This window comes from Mycolicibacterium insubricum, from assembly GCF_010731615.1.
Taxonomy (GTDB): Bacteria; Actinomycetota; Actinomycetes; order Mycobacteriales; family Mycobacteriaceae; genus Mycobacterium; species Mycobacterium insubricum.
The window spans coordinates 2,380,884-2,397,776 of sequence record NZ_AP022618.1 but is presented as its reverse complement, the minus strand read 5'-3'; the positions used below and the strand labels follow the sequence as shown (position 1 = coordinate 2,397,776).

Here is a 16,893-nt window from a genome sequence, read left to right as displayed (position 1 = left end):
TCAGGCCCGGCGCGGGTTGCGCTTACCGGTGGGCCGCCCGGGACGGCTGGGCCGCGACGGTCGTGACGTCCCGGTACCGGCGCCGACCGGTGTCTTCTCGCCGGCGTCCGCGTCTCCGGACTCGTCGTCGGTGTCGCCGGAATCCGCCGCCGACTTCGCCGAGCCCTTCCCCGCGGCCTTGGCCCGACGATTGAGTACCCGGCGGGTGTGCGTGCGCACCAGATCGGTGCGTTCCCGCATCGCGACGAGCAGCGGCGTGGCGAAGAAGATCGAGGAATACGTGCCGACGACGACGCCGACCAGCTGCACCAGTGCCAGATCCTGCAGGGTGCCGACACCGAGCAGCCAGACGGCCACCACCATCAGCGCCAGGATGGGCAGCACCGAGATGAGGCTGGTGTTGATCGAGCGCATGAAGGTCTGGTTGACGGCCAGGTTGGCCAGCTCCGCGTAGGTACGACGGGTGGAGTGCTCGAAGCCCTCGGTGTTCTCCTCGACCTTGTCGAACACGATCACCGTGTCATACAGCGAGAAGCCGAGGATGGTGAGCAGGCCGATGACGGTGGCCGGGGTCACCTCGAAACCGACCATCGAGTACACCCCGGCGGTGACGATCAGGTCGAAGAACATGGTGGCCATGGCCGCGGCCGCCATGTACCGCTCATAGCGCAGGGTGATGTACGCCGTCACGATCGCGACGAACACCACCAGCGCCAGCAGGGCCTTCTTGGTGATCTGCCCGCCCCAGGTCGCAGACACGTCCGAGGTGCTGATGGCGTCCTTGCTGACCTGGCCGTCGGGGTTCTTCGGGTGGAAGGCGTCGAACAGGTCCTGGGTCAGCTTCTGCGTCTGCTGGGTGTCGAGTGCCTCGGCGCGGATCTGCACGGTCGCCGAGTTGCCGCTGCCGGCCACCACCACCGACTGCGGTGCGCTGCCGACGCTGCGGGTGAAGACGTCGGCGACCTGGCTGGTGCTGATCTGGTCGGCCCCGGCGCCCTGGGGCATTGAGACCTTGGTGCCGCCGGCGAAGTCGATGCCGAAGGTGAAGCCCCGGATCGCGATGCTCGCGATGGCGATGAGCACCATCGCCCCGCCGATCATGAACCACATGCGGCGCTTGCCGATGACCTCGAAGCCGCCGGTACCGGTGTACAGCCGGCTCAGGAAGCCGTGGTGCGGGCTGTCGGCATCCGGCTTGGCCGGCTTCGACTTCGCGGGCGCATCCTTGCCGTCGTCAGCGTCGTCGGCCTCGTCAGCGTCGGCGGTGGCGTCTTCGTCGGCGACGGCGCTGGTGTCGATCACCGCGCGACTGATCGGCGGCTCGTCGTCCGTCGTGGTGACCGCCACGGTATCGGCGTCTTTCACGCTCTCCTCGATCGGATCGTCGCCGGCGGCGTGCTTGGCGCGCCGGGTGCCGTTGTCTTCGGTCACCGGGTTACCTCCGTCCCGTCGCGGCGTCGGCCCGCCGCTCGCGGGCGACCTGTTGCAGCGCGCCCAGTCCGTTGAAGGCCGGTTTGGCGAAGATCTGGGTCTTGCTGGCCAGGTAGACCAGCGGCCAGGTCACCAGGAACACCACCAGGACGTCGAGGATGGTGGTCAGGCCCAGGGTGAAGGCGAAGCCCTTGACCTGGCCGATGGCCAGAACGTAGAGCACGGCGGCGGCGATGAAGGTGACCGCGTTGCCCGAGACGATGGTCTTGCGGGCGCGGGCCCAACCGCGCGGTACGGCCGACCGGAACGATCTGCCTTCGCGTATCTCGTCTTTGATGCGTTCGAAGAACACCACGAACGAGTCGGCGGTCATACCGATACCGATGATCAGACCGGCGATACCGGCCAGGTCGAGGGTGTATCCGATGTGCCGGCCCAAGAGCACCAGGATGGCGTACACCATGGCGCCGGAGGCCACCAGCGACACCGCGACCAGCAGGCCCAGCGCGCGGTAGTACAGCAGCGAGTACAGCAGCACCAGCGCCAGGCCGACGGCACCGGCGATCAGGCCGGCGCGCAGCGCGTACATACCCAGGCTGGCGGAGACGTTCTCCGCCTGCGACGCCTCGAAGGACAGCGGCAGTGAACCGTACTTCAGCACGTTGGCCAGTTCCTTGGCCGTCGTCGCGGTGAAGCTGCCGCTGATCTGGGTGTTGCCACCGCGGATGGCCTCCCGGATCGCGGGGGCGCTGACCACCTGGGAGTCCAGCACGAAGGCGGTCTGGGTACCCGGGTTGGCGGCGGTGAAGTCGCCCCAGACGTCGACGGCGGCGCCCTTGAACTTCAGGTTGACGACGTACTGGGAGCTCTGCTGATCCAGCCCGGAGCTGGCGTCGGCGATGTCCTCACCGCTGATGATCGACGGCTTGAGCACGTAGACGGTCTTGCCGTCCTGGGAGCAGGTCACCAGCGGCAACGCCGGGTCGTCGTTGCCGGCCAGCGGGTCGTCGTGACCGCAGAGCTGCGCGGTGACCTGGGCGGCCAGGTACAGGGTCAGCGGGTTGGTGCTCTGGCGCAGCTGCTTGTACTGCTGGATCAGCTCGGCGCGGCTCTTGCGCGGATCGGGCATCTCCGGGGTCGCCGGGGCGCCGGGGGCCGGGGCGGCGGTGGGTGCGCCGGCCGCGGGTGCGGCCGGGGCTGGCGCTGCCGGCTCGGGGTTCGGGGTGGGTGTGGGGGCCGGGTCCAGCGGGTAGGGCCGCGGCTGCGCGGACGGTGCCGCGGGCGCGGCCGGGGCGGCCGGCTGTTCTGCGGGAGCGACCGGCGCCGCGGGTGCGGTCGGCTGTTCGGCCGGTGCCGCGGGTGCGGCGGGTTGTCCGGCCGGTGCCGCCGGTTCACCCGAGGGCGTCCCGGCGGGTGCGCCCTCGCCCTGTGGCTGCTCCTGCGGGGTCACCGGGTAGGACTGCACCACCGGGCGGATGTACAGCTTGGCGGTCTGTCCGAGGTTCTGGGCCTCGCGACCGTCCGGGCCGGGCACGGTGATCACCAGGTTCTCGCCGTCGATGACGACTTCCGAACCCGACACGCCGAGACCGTTGACGCGGGTCTCGATGATCTGCTGGGCCTGCTTGAGCGCATCGGGCGATGGCTTCGAACCGTCCGCGGTGCGCGCGGTCAGTGTCACCCGGGTGCCGCCCTGCAGGTCGATGCCCAGCTTCGGCTTCCCCTGCTTGTCCCCGGTCAGGAATACCAGCAGGTAGAGGCCGATGAGCAGGACCAGGAACAGTGCCAGCCAGCGGTACGGATGCACCGTCGTCTTAGCCGTTGCCACGTGTCGTGTCTCCTCAGAAATTCAGCCGCGACCGCGTCGAACGCGGATCGGTCACGCAGATAGGTTACGTGCCGAGGGCACCGGTCAGGACGGGTGCCGCGGCGCACCGATCAAAGTACGTGCCGAGGGCACCGATCAGGGTACGTGCCGGAGGCGGCGGCCCGGGGGTGTCCCGCTGGATCAATCGGGGATGGCGTCGCTCTCGCTGATCTCGCGCGGCGTGTCCGCATCCTCGTTCAGGTCCTCGGGGGTGATCTTGTCCCGGATGGCCAGCTTCATCCAGGTGGTCACCACGCCGGGGGCGATCTCCAGATCAACGGTGTCGTCGGCGATTCCCACGATGGTGGCCTGCAGGCCCGCGGTGGTGTGCACCCGGTCCCCTACCCGCAGCGACTCGTGCAGGTCGATGGTGGCCTGCATGGCCTTGCGTTGCCGCCGGGAAGCGAAAAACATGAACGCGCCCATCACGACGATCAGCGGCAGAAAAACACCAATTGACTCCATAGCCGTCCAGTCTGCCATCTACGCAGGACGACGAGCGCCCGCCCACCTCCGCGCGGGCGTTCCACACCCCGGTACGCCCGGCCGGGCGTACCGATATACACAGGAAACTGACAGCGTCCCCGCGTGCACATTTAATTTAGTTTCGCTAACGTAGTAAATGCCGGTCGGCATCGTTCGCCGCCCGGATTAACCGTTAATGCACACAAGGATTTGCCATGCCCGTTGCCTCGTCCCCCAACGAACCCGCCGGAACCGCCCGGCTGAACCGCCGGATCTCCGAGCTCTACGCCACCGACCCGCAGTTCGCCGCCGCCCGGCCCGATCCGGAGGTGGCCGCCGCCGTCGACGCCCCCGGTCTGGATTTGGCCACCATCGTCAACACCGTGCTCACCGGCTACGGCGACCGCCCCGCCGTGGGCGAGCGCGCCCGCCGCGTCGTCACCGACCCGGCCACCGGTCGCAGCACCACCACGCCGGCGCCGCACTTCGACACGCTGACCTACCGCGAACTGCACGATCGCGTCCGCGCCGTCACCGATGCGCTCGCCGACACCGTGGCCCCCGGGGATCGGGTGGCCATCCTCGGCTTCACCAGCGTCGACTACGCGACCGTCGACCTCGCCCTGATCCAGCTCGCCGCGGTCTCCGTTCCGCTGCAGACCAGCGCCAGCGCGGCCGCGCTGACCCCGATCATCGCCGAAACCGAACCCCGCGTGCTGGCCGCGTCCGTGGTCGACGTGGCGCACGCCGTCGACCTCATCGAAGCCGGACCCGGGCCGAGCCGGCTGGTGGTGTTCGACATCCACGACGGCGACGACGACCACCGAGACGCCCTGGCCGCCGCCCGCGCCCGGCTGCACGACAGCGGCGTTGTCGTCGAAACCCTGGCCGAGGTCATCCGGCGCGGCCGCACCGCCGCGCCGGCCGAGGCGCGAACGCCCGCCGTCGGCGAGGACCCTCTGGCGCTGCTGGTCTACACCTCGGGCTCCACCGGCGCCCCCAAGGGCGCGATGTACCCGCAGAGCCGCGCGGCCAACATGTGGCGCTCCAACAACTCGTGGCAGTGGGACGACCTGCAGGCCACCGCGCCGTCGATCGTGCTGTGCTTCCTGCCGATGAGCCACGTGATGGGCCGCGGCATCCTCTACGGCGCGCTGTCCGCCGGCGGCACCGCCTATTTCGCCGCCCGCCCCGACCTGTCCACCCTGATCGAGGACCTGTCGCTGGTGCGTCCCACCCAACTCAACTTCGTGCCGCGGATCTGGGACATGCTGCACCAGGAATGGGCGAGTGAACGCGACCGCGCCGGCCGGCTGTCCCCGGAAGCCGAGGCAGCGCTGATGCGCACGGTCTCCGACCGGCTGATCGGCAACCGATACGTGCTGGCCATCACAGGTTCGGCGCCCATCTCCCCCGAACTGCGCGCCTGGGTGGAGACATTCCTGGACCTGCACCTGGTCGAGGGCTACGGCTCCACCGAGGCCGGCGCGGTGATGGTCGACGGCGTGCTGCGCCGCCCGCCGGTCACCGACTACAAACTGGTGGACGTGCCCGAGCTGGGCTATCTGGGCACCGACCGGCCGTATCCGCGCGGTGAGCTGCTGCTCAAGAGCGCGCAGCTGTTCCCCGGCTACTACCACCGCCCGGAAGTCTCCGCCGGCGTGCTCGACGACGACGGTTTCTACCGGACCGGCGACATCTTCGCCGAGACCGCGCCGGCCACCCTGGTCTACGTCGATCGCCGCAACAACGTGCTCAAGCTGTCCCAGGGTGAGTTCGTCACCCTGTCCAAGCTGGAGGCCGCGTATCTGACCAGCCCGTTGATCTCGCAGATCTACCTCTACGGCAACAGCGCCCGGCCGTATCTGCTGGCCGTCATCGTGCCGACCGCCGAGGCACTGGCCGGGGACCCGTCCGACCTGAGGGGCCGGCTGAGCGAATCGCTCAAGCGGGTGGCGGCTGCCACCGAACTGCAGTCGTATGAGATCCCCCGCGACTTCCTCGTCGAGACCGAACCGTTCACCCAGGCCAACGGGCTGCTGACGGGGATCCGCAAGCTGGCCTGGCCCAAGTTGAAGGAACGCTACGGCGATGCGCTGGAGGCGCTCTACGCCGAGTTGTCCGACGGGCAGGCCGCCGAGCTGGCGCGGCTGCGCACCGACGGCGCCGCCGGACCGGTCGCCGAGACCGTCGGCCGGGCCGCCGCCGCGCTGCTGGGTACCGCAGCCGCCGATATCGCGCCGGACGCGCATTTCACCGACCTGGGTGGCGATTCACTGTCCGCGCTGACCTACTCCAACCTGCTGCACGACATCTTCGGCGTCGACGTGCCGGTCGGGCTGATCGTCAGCCCCGCAACCGACCTGGCCGCCATCGCCGCGCACATCGAGGCCGCACGGGCCGGGGCGACCCGCCCGTCGTACGACGGGGTGCACGGGCGCGACGCCACCGTGGTCCGGGCCGCAGATCTGACCCTGGACAAGTTCCTGCCCGCCGAAACCCTTTCCGCCGCACCCGGATTGCCCGGCCCCCGCTCGGAGGTCCGCACGGTCCTGCTGACCGGCGCCACCGGATTCCTGGGCCGCTACCTGGCTTTGGAGTGGCTGGAGCGGATGGATCTGGTCGACGGGAAACTGATCTGCCTGGTCCGCGCGCGCAGCTACACCGAGGCCGCCGCCCGGCTGGACGCCACCTTCGACAGCGGCGATCCGGAGCTGCTCGCGCACTACCGGGAGCTGGCCGCCGACCATCTGGAGGTGCTGGCCGGCGACAAGGGCGAGGAGAACCTGGGTCTGGATCCGACGACCTGGGCCCGGCTGGCCGCCGACGTCGACCTGATCGTGGACCCGGCCGCCCTGGTCAACCACGTGCTGCCGTACCGGCAGCTGTTCGCCCCGAACGCCCTGGGCACCGCGGAGCTGATCCGGATCGCGCTGAGCACCCGGATCAAGCCCTACCTGTACGTCTCCACGATCGGCGTCGGCGACGGCATGGCGCCCGGAACCTTCGTCGAGGACGCCGACATCCGGGCGACCAGCCCGACCCGGGCCGTCGACGACTCCTACGCCAACGGCTACGGCAACTCCAAGTGGGCCGGTGAGGTGCTGCTGCGCGAAGCGCACGACCTGTGCGGGCTGCCGACCGCGGTGTTCCGCTGCGACATGATCCTGGCCGACACCAGCTGGGCCGGGCAGCTCAACCTGCCGGACATGTTCACCCGGATGATGCTGTCGCTGGTGGCCACCGGGATCGCGCCGGAGTCCTTCACCGAGCTCGACCCCGGCGGGCACCGACAGCCCAGCCACTACGACGGGCTCCCGGTGGAGTTCATCGCCGAGGCCGTCTCCACCCTTGGCACCCGGCTGGAGCCCGGCGAGTTCGTCACCTACCACGTGATGAACCCCTACGACGACGGCATCGGCATGGACGAGTTCGTCGACTGGCTGATCGAGGCGGGCTACCCGATCTCCCGGGTGCCGGACTACCAGGGCTGGCTGGACCGGTTCGACACGGCGCTGCGCGGGCTGCCGGACCGGCAGCGCCAGGCATCCCTACTGCCGCTGCTGCACAACTACACCAAACCCGGTGTCCCCCAGCATGGTTCGCTGGCTCCCACCGAGGTGTTCCGCGCCGCCGTGCAGGACGCCAAAATCGGCCCGGACAAAGACATTCCACACGTGTCCCGCGAGGTGATCGTCAAGTACGCGACCGACCTGGAGCTGCTGGGACTGCTCTGACAGCGGCTACTGCGGATGGGCGGCAACGTATTCGGCGGCCGAAACCGGTGCGGTTTCCGCGTAGCCGACCGGCAGCAGCACGTCACCGGCGGTGGTCTTGCAGTAGACCTCCCACTCGTAGTAGCCGGCGAAGGCGGCCGGGTCGGCGGCCAGCACCGCCGCGTAGTCGCCGATGGCGCGCACGTAGTGATCGGAGTGGTTGTACCGGTAGAGCGCGTGGTCGGGGTCACCGACAAAACCGTTGGCGGCCAGGTAGCGCCCGGCGGCCAGGATAGCGTCGCGCGGAGCGTGGATGTCGCCGCCGTTGCCGTAGGCGGCGAACGTCGAGGGCAGGAACTGCATGGGTCCCTGCGCTCCGGCGGTGCTGGCGCCGTTGACCCGGCCGAAGCGGGTCTCCACCAGGTTCACCGCGGCCAGGTAGTTCCAGCCGACACCGCTGGCCGCCTCCGCCTCGCGGTAGTAGCCCAGTAGTTCCTCGGCGGGTGCCGGTTGGCGAATAATCCAGGCCGGCAGGGTGTCTCGCACCGAGGCCAGTGCGACGAGCTGCTGCGCGGCGTTCAGATTGCGGCCGTACGCCTCGGACAGTTCCGCGGGTATCCGCGGGCGGATCACCGCGTCCCAGTCCGGGTGCGCGACGATGGCGCGGTAGGCGGCCTGCTGGCGCCGGGCGGCGACCACCCGATCCGGACCCGGGGTCGACGGGTCGCGCACGGCCCGCTCGTCGGCGACCAGATCGTCGGCCAGTTGCGCAGGATCCGACGCCAGCGTCGGCTGAATCCCCACCGGGACCGGCACGGCGGGCGCGGCCGGGACGGGGGCTGCCGGCGCGGGCGCCGCGGCGATCTCGGTGGCGGGGGCGGCCGCCGTCGGCCCGGTGCAGCCGACCAGACCCGCCACCGCCGCCGCGAACACCAGCGGTGCACGTCGGCGGACCGAGGTCATCGGAGCAGCCCGATGAGCAGCGCCGCGATACCGAGAACCGGCAGCGTGCCCTGGGTGATCGCCGCGCGGGCACGCTCCGGCGAGGACAGCAGCAACACCAGCGCCGCGGCGGCCATCGAACCGATCCCGGCGAACACCAGCGCCGCACCGACGGCCGTGTGCCCCGACGCAACAGCGACGATCCCGACCGTCGCGACGATGGCCAGGAACAGGTTGTAGAAGCCCTGGTTGAAGGCCAGCGCCTTGGTGGTCTGCGCCTCGTCGGCCGTGGTCCCGAACGTCGCGCGGGTGCGCGGCGAGGTCCAGGTCAGCGACTCCATGACGAAGATGTAGACGTGCAGCAGCGCGGCCAGCGCCGCGAGAATCAGACCCGCGGTGATCACTCGAACAATCCTGCCTGAGAAAACCCGGCCGCGTGTGGCGGTGGGGCAAGTCCCAGGTGGGTCCAGGCCAGCGCGGTGGCCACCCGGCCGCGCGGGGTGCGGGCGATCATCCCGGCGCGGACCAGGAACGGTTCACAGACCTCCTCCACGGTGGAGGACTCCTCGCCGACGGCGACCGCCAGCGTCGACACCCCCACCGGACCGCCGCCGAAGCTGCGGGTCAGCGCCGTCAGCACGGCGCGGTCCAGGCGGTCCAGCCCCAGTTCGTCGACGTCGTAGACAGCCAGCGCAGCCTTGGCGACGTCACGGGTGATCACCCCGTCGGCGCGCACCTCGGCGTAGTCGCGGACCCGGCGCAGCAGCCGGTTGGCGATCCGCGGGGTGCCGCGAGACCGGCGGGCCACCTCGGCGCCGGCCTCAGCACCGAGTTCGATGCCCAGGATGCCGGCCGAGCGGGCCAGCACCCGTTCCAGTTCGGCGGGTTCGTAGAAGTCCATGTGCGCGGTGAAGCCGAACCGGTCCCGCAGCGGCCCGGTCAGCGCACCGGATCGGGTGGTGGCGCCGACCAGGGTGAACGGGGCGACCTCCAGCGGTATCGACGTCGCCCCGGGTCCCTTGCCGACGACGACGTCGACCCGGAAGTCCTCCATCGCCAGGTACAGCATCTCCTCGGCGGGCCGGGCGATGCGGTGGATCTCGTCGATGAACAGCACGTCGCCCTCGACCAGGTTGGACAGCATCGCGGCCAGGTCACCGGCGCGCTCCAGGGCGGGACCGGAGGTGACCCGCAGCGAGGTGCCCAGTTCGGCGGCGATGATCATCGCCAGGCTCGTCTTGCCCAGCCCGGGTGGGCCGGACAGCAGGATGTGGTCCGGGGTGCCGCCGCGGTTCTTCGCGCCTTCCAGGACCAGCTGCAGCTGCTCGCGGACCCGGGGCTGGCCGATGAACTCGGCGAGCGACCGGGGCCGCAGGCCGGCGTCGATGTCGCCCTCCCCCACGGTCAGCGCCGGGGAGACGTCGCGCTCGACGGACTCGTCGGGGTCCTCGGATTCAAAGCGGCTCACGCGATGCTCACCGGTTCTTGCCCAGCAGGTTCAGCGCGGAGCGCAGGGCCAGCGAAGTGGTCGCGTCGGGGGTCTCGGCGAGCACCTTCTCGCAGGCCTCCTCGGCCTGCTTGGCGGGGAAACCGAGGCCGGTGAGCGCCTCGACGACGGGCCCGCGCACGCCGACCGGGCCGCTGGGGCCGGCTCCGGCCGCGACGGGGGCCGCGCCGATCTTGTCCTTGAGCTCCAGGATCAGGCGTTCGGCGCCGCGCTTGCCGATGCCGGGCACCCGGGTCAGGGCGGTGACGTCGCCGTCGGCCAGCGCCCGGCGCAGGGTGGGCACGTCGTAGACCGCGAGGGTGGCCAGGGCGATCTTGGGCCCCACGCCGGAGACCGACAGCAGGGTGGAGAAGAGGTCGCGCGCTTCAGCGTCGGCGAAACCGTAGAGGGTCTGGGAATCCTCACGGACGATCATCGCGGTGACCATCCGGGCCTGCTCGCCGCGGCGCAGGGTGGCCAGCGTGGACGGGGTGGCCATCACCTTGTAGCCCACACCGGCGGCCTCGACGATGGCGTGGTCCAGCGCGATGTCGATGATTTCGCCGCGCACCGAGGCGATCATGCCCGAGCCGCCTTCAGCCGTGCGGTGTAGGTGCGCTTGGCCTGGGCCGCCTTGGCCTCGGCTTCGGCTTCGGCCATCCGGGCGATCATCGGCGCCCGCCAGCAGTGGCAGATGGCCAGGGCCAGCGCGTCGGCCGCATCGGCGGGGGTCGGTTTCTGTTGCAGCGCAAGGATTTTTGTGATCATCGTGGTGACCTGAGCCTTGTCCGCGCGACCGTTGCCGGTGACCGCGGCCTTGACCTCACTGGGGGTGTGGAAGTGCACGTCGATGCCGCGCCGGGCGGCGGCCAGCGCGATCACGCCGCCGGCCTGCGCGGTACCCATGGCGGTGTTGGCGTTCTGGTTGGCGAACACCCGCTCGATGGCGATGACGTCGGGGCGGTGGGTGTCCATCCAGTGCTCGACGGTGTCGCTGATCCGCAGCAGGCGGGTCTGCAGCGGCGCGTCGGAGGGTGTGCGGACCACGTCGACATCCAGGGCGGTGACCTGGCGGCCCGATCCGCCCTCGATCACGCTCAGCCCGCACCGGGTCAACCCGGGGTCGACACCCATCACCCGCACGCTGCACTCCCAGCTCTAGAACATCTATTCGAGAGCTTAGCGGGCGGCGCCGACACACCCGGTCAGGGACACGCCCGCGGGACGGTTACTCCTCGTCCAGCGCCGCGGCGACATCGTCGGGGATGTCGATATTGGTGTAGACGTCCTGCACGTCGTCGCTGTCCTCCAGCGCGTCGACCAGTTTGAGCACCTTGCGGGCGGTCTCCAGGTCGGCCTGCACGGTCACCGACGGCAGGAAGCTGGCCTCCGCGGAGTCGTAGTCGATGCCGGCGTCCTGCAGCGCGGTGCGCACGGCGACCAGGTCGGTGGGTTCGGAGATCACCTCGAACACGTCACCGAGGTCGTTGACCTCTTCAGCACCGGCATCCAGCACGGCCATCAGCACGTCGTCCTCGGAGAGGTCGTTCTTCTCGCACGTCACCACGCCCTTGCGGGTGAACAGGTAGGCCACCGATCCCGGGTCGGCCATGTTGCCGCCGTTGCGGGTCATCGCCACCCGCACCTCGCCGGCGGCGCGGTTGCGATTGTCGGTCAGGCACTCGATGAGCACCGCGACCCCGTTGGGGCCGTAGCCCTCGTAGGTGATGGTCTGCCAGTCGGCGCCGCCGGCTTCCTCGCCACCGCCGCGCTTGCGGGCCCGCTCGATGTTGTCGTTGGGCACCGAGGACTTCTTGGCCTTCTGGATGGCGTCGTAGAGCGTCGGGTTGCCGGCGGGGTCACCGCCACCGGTTCGGGCGGCCACCTCGATGTTCTTGATCAGTTTGGCGAACATCTTGCCGCGCTTGGCATCGATGACGGCCTTCTTGTGCTTGGTGGTGGCCCACTTGGAATGCCCGCTCATGCAGGTTCTGCCCTCTTTCCGATGACGCTTTCGGTTGACCAGTCTACGTTCGGGCAGGTCCCCCGCGGAAACGGGCACCGGAGCATGATGAACCGGTGAGCATTGCGTTGTTCAAGGAGATGTTCGAGAAGATGGTCGTCCGCAAGGACGCCGGAGCCGCCAGACGCTACTACCACCCGGATTTCGTCATGTACTCCGACGGACTGCGCCAGGACTTCGCCGAATTCGCGGCCAGCCACGACGGCGTCTACGCCACCGAGATCAGCTACGCGATCGAATACGACGACGAGGCGTGGGTGGAGGCGCCGGACCGGGTCGCCGGACGCCTGTGGATCACCACCGCCCGCCCGGGTGAGGAACCGACCCGCATCGAGGTGGTGCTGATCGCGGCCTACCGCGACGGCCTGATCCACCGGATCTGGGAGACCACCTGGCCCAGCTGGCGCTCACTGGGTGCGTTCGAGAACTACTGAGTCACCTCTTCAGCGGCGAGCGCAGGTCGTAGACGTCGTTGCTGCCGATCGTCTTCGAGGTGAAGGTGGCCTTCACCCAGTCCGAGATGTCGGTGTGTGATCCCTGGCCGAAGCCGCCGTGGGAGTTCTTGTCGTCGCCGTCCTTGGGTTTGGGCAGGATGTAGTACCCGATCTGCCCATCGGCCACGTACTGCCGGAACCGTTCCAGGGTGGGCACCGGGTCGGTGCCGATAAAGCCACCGATGGCCATCACCGAGGTGCCGGTGGCCAGCTCCAGCGTGGCGGCCGGGGCGGAGCGGTTGATCGCCGCCGACCACTTGGTGCCGGCCGCCGACAGCAGGGCGTCGAGCTCCGGACTGTCCACGTCGGCACCCCAGCCGTCGTGGCCGCCGCCGTCGTCGGGGTCGCGCGGCCCGACCGACGGCCCGCCGCCGGTGTGCGGCTGCCCGAAGGTGGCGACGGTGTAGGCGGTAGTCCCGGCCAGCGCGACGGCCAGCGCCACCACCAGCGCCACGACCGCCCGGCGGCCGCCGGCCAGCGCCGCCAGCAGCACGATCACGCTGGCGACCGATGCCGCCAGGATCACCCAACGCAGCGACGGCAGCCAGGCGCCGTTGCGGCCCAGGATCCACCAGGCCCACACGCCGGTGGTCAGCAGTAGCGCGGCCAGGCCGCAGCGGCCGAACCTATCGGTACGGCGGTGCCACATTTCGGCGATGCCGATGGCGAACATCCCGGCCACCGCGGGCGCCAGCGACAGGCAGTAGTAGGGGTGCACGTTGGTCTTCATGAAGCTGAGCACCAGGCCGTCGACCAGCAGCCAACCGCCGAACAGCAGGGTGCCGGCTCGCACCGCGTCGGTGCGCGGCGCCCGGCCGCGGGACACCAGCACCAGCACCACGGCCAGCAGCGCCGCCGGGACCAGCCAGCCGATCTCGAAGCCGAACTCGCCGGTGAACAGCCGCGGCAGGCCCTGCGTCTGGTTGCCGAAGCCGCCGAAACCGTGTCCGCTGCCGTGGCCGCCCGATGGTCCGGCTCCCCCCGGGCCGCCGTGGTGGTTGTGGCCGAGCACCCGGCCGAACCCGTTGTAGCCGAGCACCAGGTTCATGAAGTTGTCGTCGGTGGAGCCGGCCAGATAGGGCCGCGACGAGGCCGGCCACACCAGGGTGAGCAGCACGTACCAGCCCGAGGACACCAGGAACGCGGCCAGTGACCCGGCCATGTGCCAGAACCGGCGGCGCAGGGTAACCGGGGCGGCCACCAGGTAGGCCAGTGCGATCGCCGGGCCCACCATCAGGCCTTCCAGCATCTTGGCCAGGAAGGCGAACCCCAATGCGACGCCGGCCAGCGCCATCCAGCGGGCGCCGTTGCGCTCCAGGGCGCGCACGGTGGCGTAAGCCGCGGCCGTCATCAGCAGCACCATCACGGCGTCGGGGTTGTTGAACCGGAACATCAGCGCCGCCACCGGCATCAGCGCCAGCGCCGTCCCGGCGAGCAGGCCGGCCCAGCCGCCGCTGATGCGTCGCACCGCGCCGTAGAGCAGCGCCACCGCGGCGACGGCCATCAGCGCCTCCGGGACGAGCATGCTGGCGCTGCTGAACCCGAAGATCTGCCCGGACAGCGCCATCACCCACTGCGACAGCGGCGGCTTGTCGACGGTGATGAAGTTGCCCGCGTCCAGCGACCCGAACAGCAGCGCCGTCCCGTTGGTGGAACCGGCCTGCGCGGCGGCGGCGTAGAAGTCGTTGCCCATCCCGTTGACGGTGATGTTCCACAGGTAGGCGACCGCCGTCGCGATCAGCAGCACCGGCAGCGCGTAGCGGGGCGGGTTCGAGCGTCCCGATTCGGGAACCTCGGCCGGTTCCGGGGCGGCCGCCGGTGCGTCGGCGGGTTCGGGAGCGTCCGCAAGATCGTCAAGGGTCGTGGTCACACGTCCCATTAACGCCAACCAACATGGGTCGCACCTATGTGCGGGCCGAGAGGTTCCTGGGCGACACCTTCGCGCCGCCGCCCGTATTGGGTACGGCTACAGCATCTCGACGAACAACCGGTGGATGCGCCGGTCGCCGGTGACCTCGGGGTGAAACGACGTGGCCAGCACCTGTCCCTGGCGCACCGCCACGGGGTGCCCGGCGGCCGTCGCCAGCACCTGCACCCCGGGTCCGACGCGCTCCACCCAGGGTGCCCGGATGAATACCGCGTGCACCGGAGAGTCCAGGCCGGCGAAGTCCAGGTCCGCCTCGAACGAGTCCACCTGCCGGCCGAAGGCGTTGCGCCGCACCGCCATATCGATACCACCCAGCGGCAGCGCCGCGCGGCCCTCGGCTCCGGCATCGAGGATCTCGGTGGCCAGCAGAATCATCCCGGCGCACGATCCGTAGGCGGGCATCCCGTCGGACAGTCGGGCCCGCAGCGGTTCGGCGAGGTCGAACGCGCGCAGCAGGTTGCTGATGGCGGTGGATTCCCCGCCGGGAAGGATCAGCGCGTCGACGGCGCCGAGCTCGCCGGGCCGGCGCACCGCCTGCGCGTCGACACCGAGCTCGGTCAGGGCCGCCAGGTGTTCGCGGACATCGCCCTGCAGGGCGAGCACACCGACGCGGGTCACTCGGGATAGCCGCGCTGGAACCGGGTCAGGCCCTCCTGCATGACCGAGGCGACGAGCTGTCCGTCCCGGGTCCAGATCTGGCCCTGGCACAGTGCCCGTCCCCCGTGCGCCGACGGCGAGGACTGGTCGTAGAGCAGCCATTCATCGGCCCGGAACTCCCGCATGAACCACAGCGCGTGGTCCAGTGAGGCCACCATCAGGTGCTGGTGCACGTCGAGGTGCGTGACGTGGGCCGAGCCGAGCAGCGTCAGGTCGCTCATGTAGGCCAGCGCGCAGATGTGCAGCACCGGGTCATCGGGCAGCCGGTCGCGGTGTCTGAACCACACCTGTTGTGGGCTGACCTTGCCCGGGAGAGGCGTCAGTTGGGACCGGGGCACGATCCGCACGTCCCACTCCTCGAACTGGGCGAACCCCGCGTCGTCGAAGAACCCGCCGGTCCGGAAGCCCGGCAGGTCCTCGGGGTCCGGCGCGGACGGGGCCGGGTCCTGGTGTTCGGGACCGGCCTGTTCGGTCTGGAACGACGCCGCCATCGAGAAGATGGTCTGGCCGTGCTGGACGGCCGAGACCCGGCGGGTGACGAACGATCCGCCGTCGCGAACGCGTTCCACCAGGTAGATCGTCGGCGCCCGGGCGTCACCGGGCCGCAGGAAGTAGCCGTGCAGGGAGTGCACCCGGAACTGCGGTTCAACCGACCGCACGGCCGAGACCAGCGACTGCCCGGCGACGTGCCCACCGAACGTGCGCTGCAGGAATCCCGATTCGGGGCTGAACACCGCGCCCCGGTAGATATCGACCTCGAGTTGTTCGAGGTCGAGGATCTCCTCGATCGCCACCGGCTACCAGCCGCGTTCGGCCAGCCGGTGGGGCGCCGGAATGTCGTCGACGTTGATGCCGACCATCGCCTCGCCGAGGCCGCGGGACACCTTGGCCAGCACGTCAGGATCGTCGTAGAAGGTGGTGGCCTTGACGATGGCGGCAGCGCGGGCGGCCGGGTCGCCGGACTTGAAGATGCCGGAGCCGACGAACACGCCCTCGGCGCCGAGCTGCATCATCATCGCCGCATCGGCCGGGGTGGCGATGCCGCCGGCGGTGAACAGCGTGACCGGCAACTTGCCGGCCCGAGCCACCTCGACCACCAGGTCATAGGGCGCTTGGAGCTCCTTGGCGGCGACGTACAACTCGTCGGGGGCCATCGAGGTCAACCGACGGATCTCGCCGAGAATCTTGCGCATGTGGGTGGTGGCGTTGGAGACGTCACCGGTGCCGGCCTCACCCTTGGAGCGGATCATCGCCGCCCCCTCGGTGATCCGGCGCAGCGCCTCGCCGAGGTTGGTGGCGCCGCAGACGAACGGAACCGTGAACGCCCACTTGTCGATGTGGTTGCTGTAGTCGGCCGGGGTCAGCACCTCGGATTCGTCGATGTAGTCGACACCGAGGGCGGCGAGGATCTGCGCCTCGACGAAGTGGCCGATGCGGGCCTTGGCCATCACCGGGATGGTGACGGCGTCGATGATGCCCTCGATCATGTCCGGGTCGCTCATCCGGGACACCCCGCCCTGGGCGCGGATGTCCGCGGGCACCCGCTCCAACGCCATCACCGCAACGGCACCGGCGGCCTCCGCGATGCGGGCCTGCTCGGGGGTGACGACGTCCATGATGACCCCGCCCTTGAGCATCTCGGCCATCCCCCGCTTGACCCGCGCGGTTCCGGTCTGCTCGGTGCCGGCCGGCTGGCCATTGGCGGCGCTGTTCACTGCGATTTTCTCCTTAGCGTGGGGTTACCAGTCAGTCTAAAGGTGAACACCGCGCGCCGAATGTCCGGCCGGTGCTGAGCGGCCGGCGATCGCCAGCGGGCCGCCACGTGCAGGGGCGGTGCTGGGAGTCCGCTGGCAGACCGCTGCCGATTCACCCCGAATGTCCTCCG

At 70.0% G+C, this 16,893-nt stretch carries 16 protein-coding genes; 2 read left to right on the top strand and 14 right to left on the bottom strand.

Annotation, left to right across the window (positions count from 1 at the left end):
• From secF to yajC, 3 genes are all read right to left on the bottom strand, one after another.
• Positions 1-1,314, bottom strand: coding sequence for a protein translocase subunit SecF (secF, locus tag G6N16_RS11525; RefSeq protein ID WP_407663688.1), 1,314 nt, complete (start codon positions 1,312-1,314; stop codon positions 1-3).
• A 121-nt stretch (positions 1,315-1,435) separates the two neighbouring features.
• On the bottom strand, positions 1,436-3,259 hold the full coding sequence (secD, locus tag G6N16_RS11520; RefSeq protein ID WP_163787858.1) for a protein translocase subunit SecD: 1,824 nt from the start codon (positions 3,257-3,259) through the stop codon (positions 1,436-1,438).
• Positions 3,260-3,439: 180 nt separating this feature from the next.
• A complete protein-coding gene (gene yajC / locus G6N16_RS11515; RefSeq protein WP_083032598.1) occupies positions 3,440-3,763 on the bottom strand; it encodes a preprotein translocase subunit YajC in 324 nt (107 codons plus the stop codon).
• Between the two features lie 215 nt (positions 3,764-3,978).
• Here yajC and car point away from each other — a divergent pair, with 215 nt between their 5' ends.
• On the top strand, positions 3,979-7,500 hold the full coding sequence (gene car, locus G6N16_RS11510) for a carboxylic acid reductase (protein WP_083032596.1): 3,522 nt from the start codon (positions 3,979-3,981) through the stop codon (positions 7,498-7,500).
• Between the two features lie 6 nt (positions 7,501-7,506).
• Here the strand turns inward: car and G6N16_RS11505 are convergent, their stop codons facing one another.
• From G6N16_RS11505 to G6N16_RS22125, 7 genes are all read right to left on the bottom strand, one after another.
• Complete coding sequence (locus tag G6N16_RS11505) at positions 7,507-8,442, bottom strand: lytic transglycosylase domain-containing protein (RefSeq protein ID WP_083032595.1); 936 nt, start codon at positions 8,440-8,442, stop codon at positions 7,507-7,509.
• Positions 8,439-8,825: a DUF1304 domain-containing protein gene (locus G6N16_RS11500; RefSeq protein WP_083032593.1), complete on the bottom strand. Its 387-nt coding sequence runs from the start codon at positions 8,823-8,825 to the stop codon at positions 8,439-8,441. Before G6N16_RS11500 ends, G6N16_RS11505 begins: the two co-directional genes overlap by 4 nt.
• Positions 8,822-9,889, bottom strand: a complete 1,068-nt coding sequence (ruvB, locus tag G6N16_RS11495; RefSeq protein WP_083032592.1) for a Holliday junction branch migration DNA helicase RuvB — start codon at positions 9,887-9,889, stop codon at positions 8,822-8,824. Before ruvB ends, G6N16_RS11500 begins: the two co-directional genes overlap by 4 nt.
• Positions 9,890-9,896: 7 nt before the next feature.
• Positions 9,897-10,490: a Holliday junction branch migration protein RuvA gene (gene ruvA, locus G6N16_RS11490; protein WP_083032590.1), complete on the bottom strand. Its 594-nt coding sequence runs from the start codon at positions 10,488-10,490 to the stop codon at positions 9,897-9,899.
• Complete coding sequence (gene ruvC, locus G6N16_RS11485; RefSeq protein WP_083032588.1) at positions 10,487-11,050, bottom strand: crossover junction endodeoxyribonuclease RuvC; 564 nt, start codon at positions 11,048-11,050, stop codon at positions 10,487-10,489. Before ruvC ends, ruvA begins: the two co-directional genes overlap by 4 nt.
• Before the next feature lie 85 nt (positions 11,051-11,135).
• The gene (locus G6N16_RS11480; RefSeq protein WP_083032587.1) at positions 11,136-11,891 is read right to left on the bottom strand and encodes a YebC/PmpR family DNA-binding transcriptional regulator; all 756 of its coding nucleotides are present in this window, start codon (positions 11,889-11,891) and stop codon (positions 11,136-11,138) included.
• 43 nt (positions 11,892-11,934) lie between these two features.
• Positions 11,935-12,006 (bottom strand): hypothetical protein, encoded by a 72-nt coding sequence (locus G6N16_RS22125; protein ID WP_407663687.1) that lies wholly within the window; start codon positions 12,004-12,006, stop codon positions 11,935-11,937.
• Between G6N16_RS22125 and G6N16_RS11470 the strand changes: the two genes are divergently transcribed.
• Positions 11,987-12,364: a nuclear transport factor 2 family protein gene (locus G6N16_RS11470; protein WP_197913127.1), complete on the top strand. Its 378-nt coding sequence runs from the start codon at positions 11,987-11,989 to the stop codon at positions 12,362-12,364. The two genes, G6N16_RS22125 and G6N16_RS11470, sit on opposite strands and share 20 nt — an antisense overlap.
• Position 12,365: 1 nt before the next feature.
• On the opposite strand, the gene G6N16_RS11465 is transcribed toward G6N16_RS11470, so the two are convergent.
• The 4 genes from G6N16_RS11465 to pdxS form a co-directional block, all read right to left on the bottom strand.
• The gene (locus tag G6N16_RS11465) at positions 12,366-14,303 is read right to left on the bottom strand and encodes an ArnT family glycosyltransferase (RefSeq protein WP_083032582.1); all 1,938 of its coding nucleotides are present in this window, start codon (positions 14,301-14,303) and stop codon (positions 12,366-12,368) included.
• 87 nt (positions 14,304-14,390) lie between these two features.
• Positions 14,391-14,969, bottom strand: coding sequence for a pyridoxal 5'-phosphate synthase glutaminase subunit PdxT (pdxT, locus tag G6N16_RS11460; RefSeq protein WP_083032581.1), 579 nt, complete (start codon positions 14,967-14,969; stop codon positions 14,391-14,393).
• Complete coding sequence (gene tesB, locus G6N16_RS11455) at positions 14,966-15,802, bottom strand: acyl-CoA thioesterase II (RefSeq protein WP_083032579.1); 837 nt, start codon at positions 15,800-15,802, stop codon at positions 14,966-14,968. Before tesB ends, pdxT begins: the two co-directional genes overlap by 4 nt.
• Positions 15,803-15,805: 3 nt before the next feature.
• Complete coding sequence (gene pdxS, locus G6N16_RS11450) at positions 15,806-16,723, bottom strand: pyridoxal 5'-phosphate synthase lyase subunit PdxS (protein ID WP_083032577.1); 918 nt, start codon at positions 16,721-16,723, stop codon at positions 15,806-15,808.
• Between the last annotated feature and the right edge of the window lie 170 nt (positions 16,724-16,893).

Bases quoted from the DNA above. Each gene is read 5' to 3' on its own strand.
- yajC (WP_083032598.1), bottom strand. From the start codon at position 3,763: ATGGAGTCAATTGGTGTTTTTCTGCCGCTGATCGTCGTGATGGGCGCG.
- car (WP_083032596.1), top strand. From the start codon at position 3,979: ATGCCCGTTGCCTCGTCCCCCAACGAACCCGCCGGAACCGCCCGGCTG.
- G6N16_RS11505 (WP_083032595.1), bottom strand. From the start codon at position 8,442: ATGACCTCGGTCCGCCGACGTGCACCGCTGGTGTTCGCGGCGGCGGTG.
- ruvA (WP_083032590.1), bottom strand. From the start codon at position 10,490: ATGATCGCCTCGGTGCGCGGCGAAATCATCGACATCGCGCTGGACCAC.
- G6N16_RS11480 (WP_083032587.1), bottom strand. From the start codon at position 11,891: ATGAGCGGGCATTCCAAGTGGGCCACCACCAAGCACAAGAAGGCCGTC.
- G6N16_RS11465 (WP_083032582.1), bottom strand. From the start codon at position 14,303: ATGGGACGTGTGACCACGACCCTTGACGATCTTGCGGACGCTCCCGAA.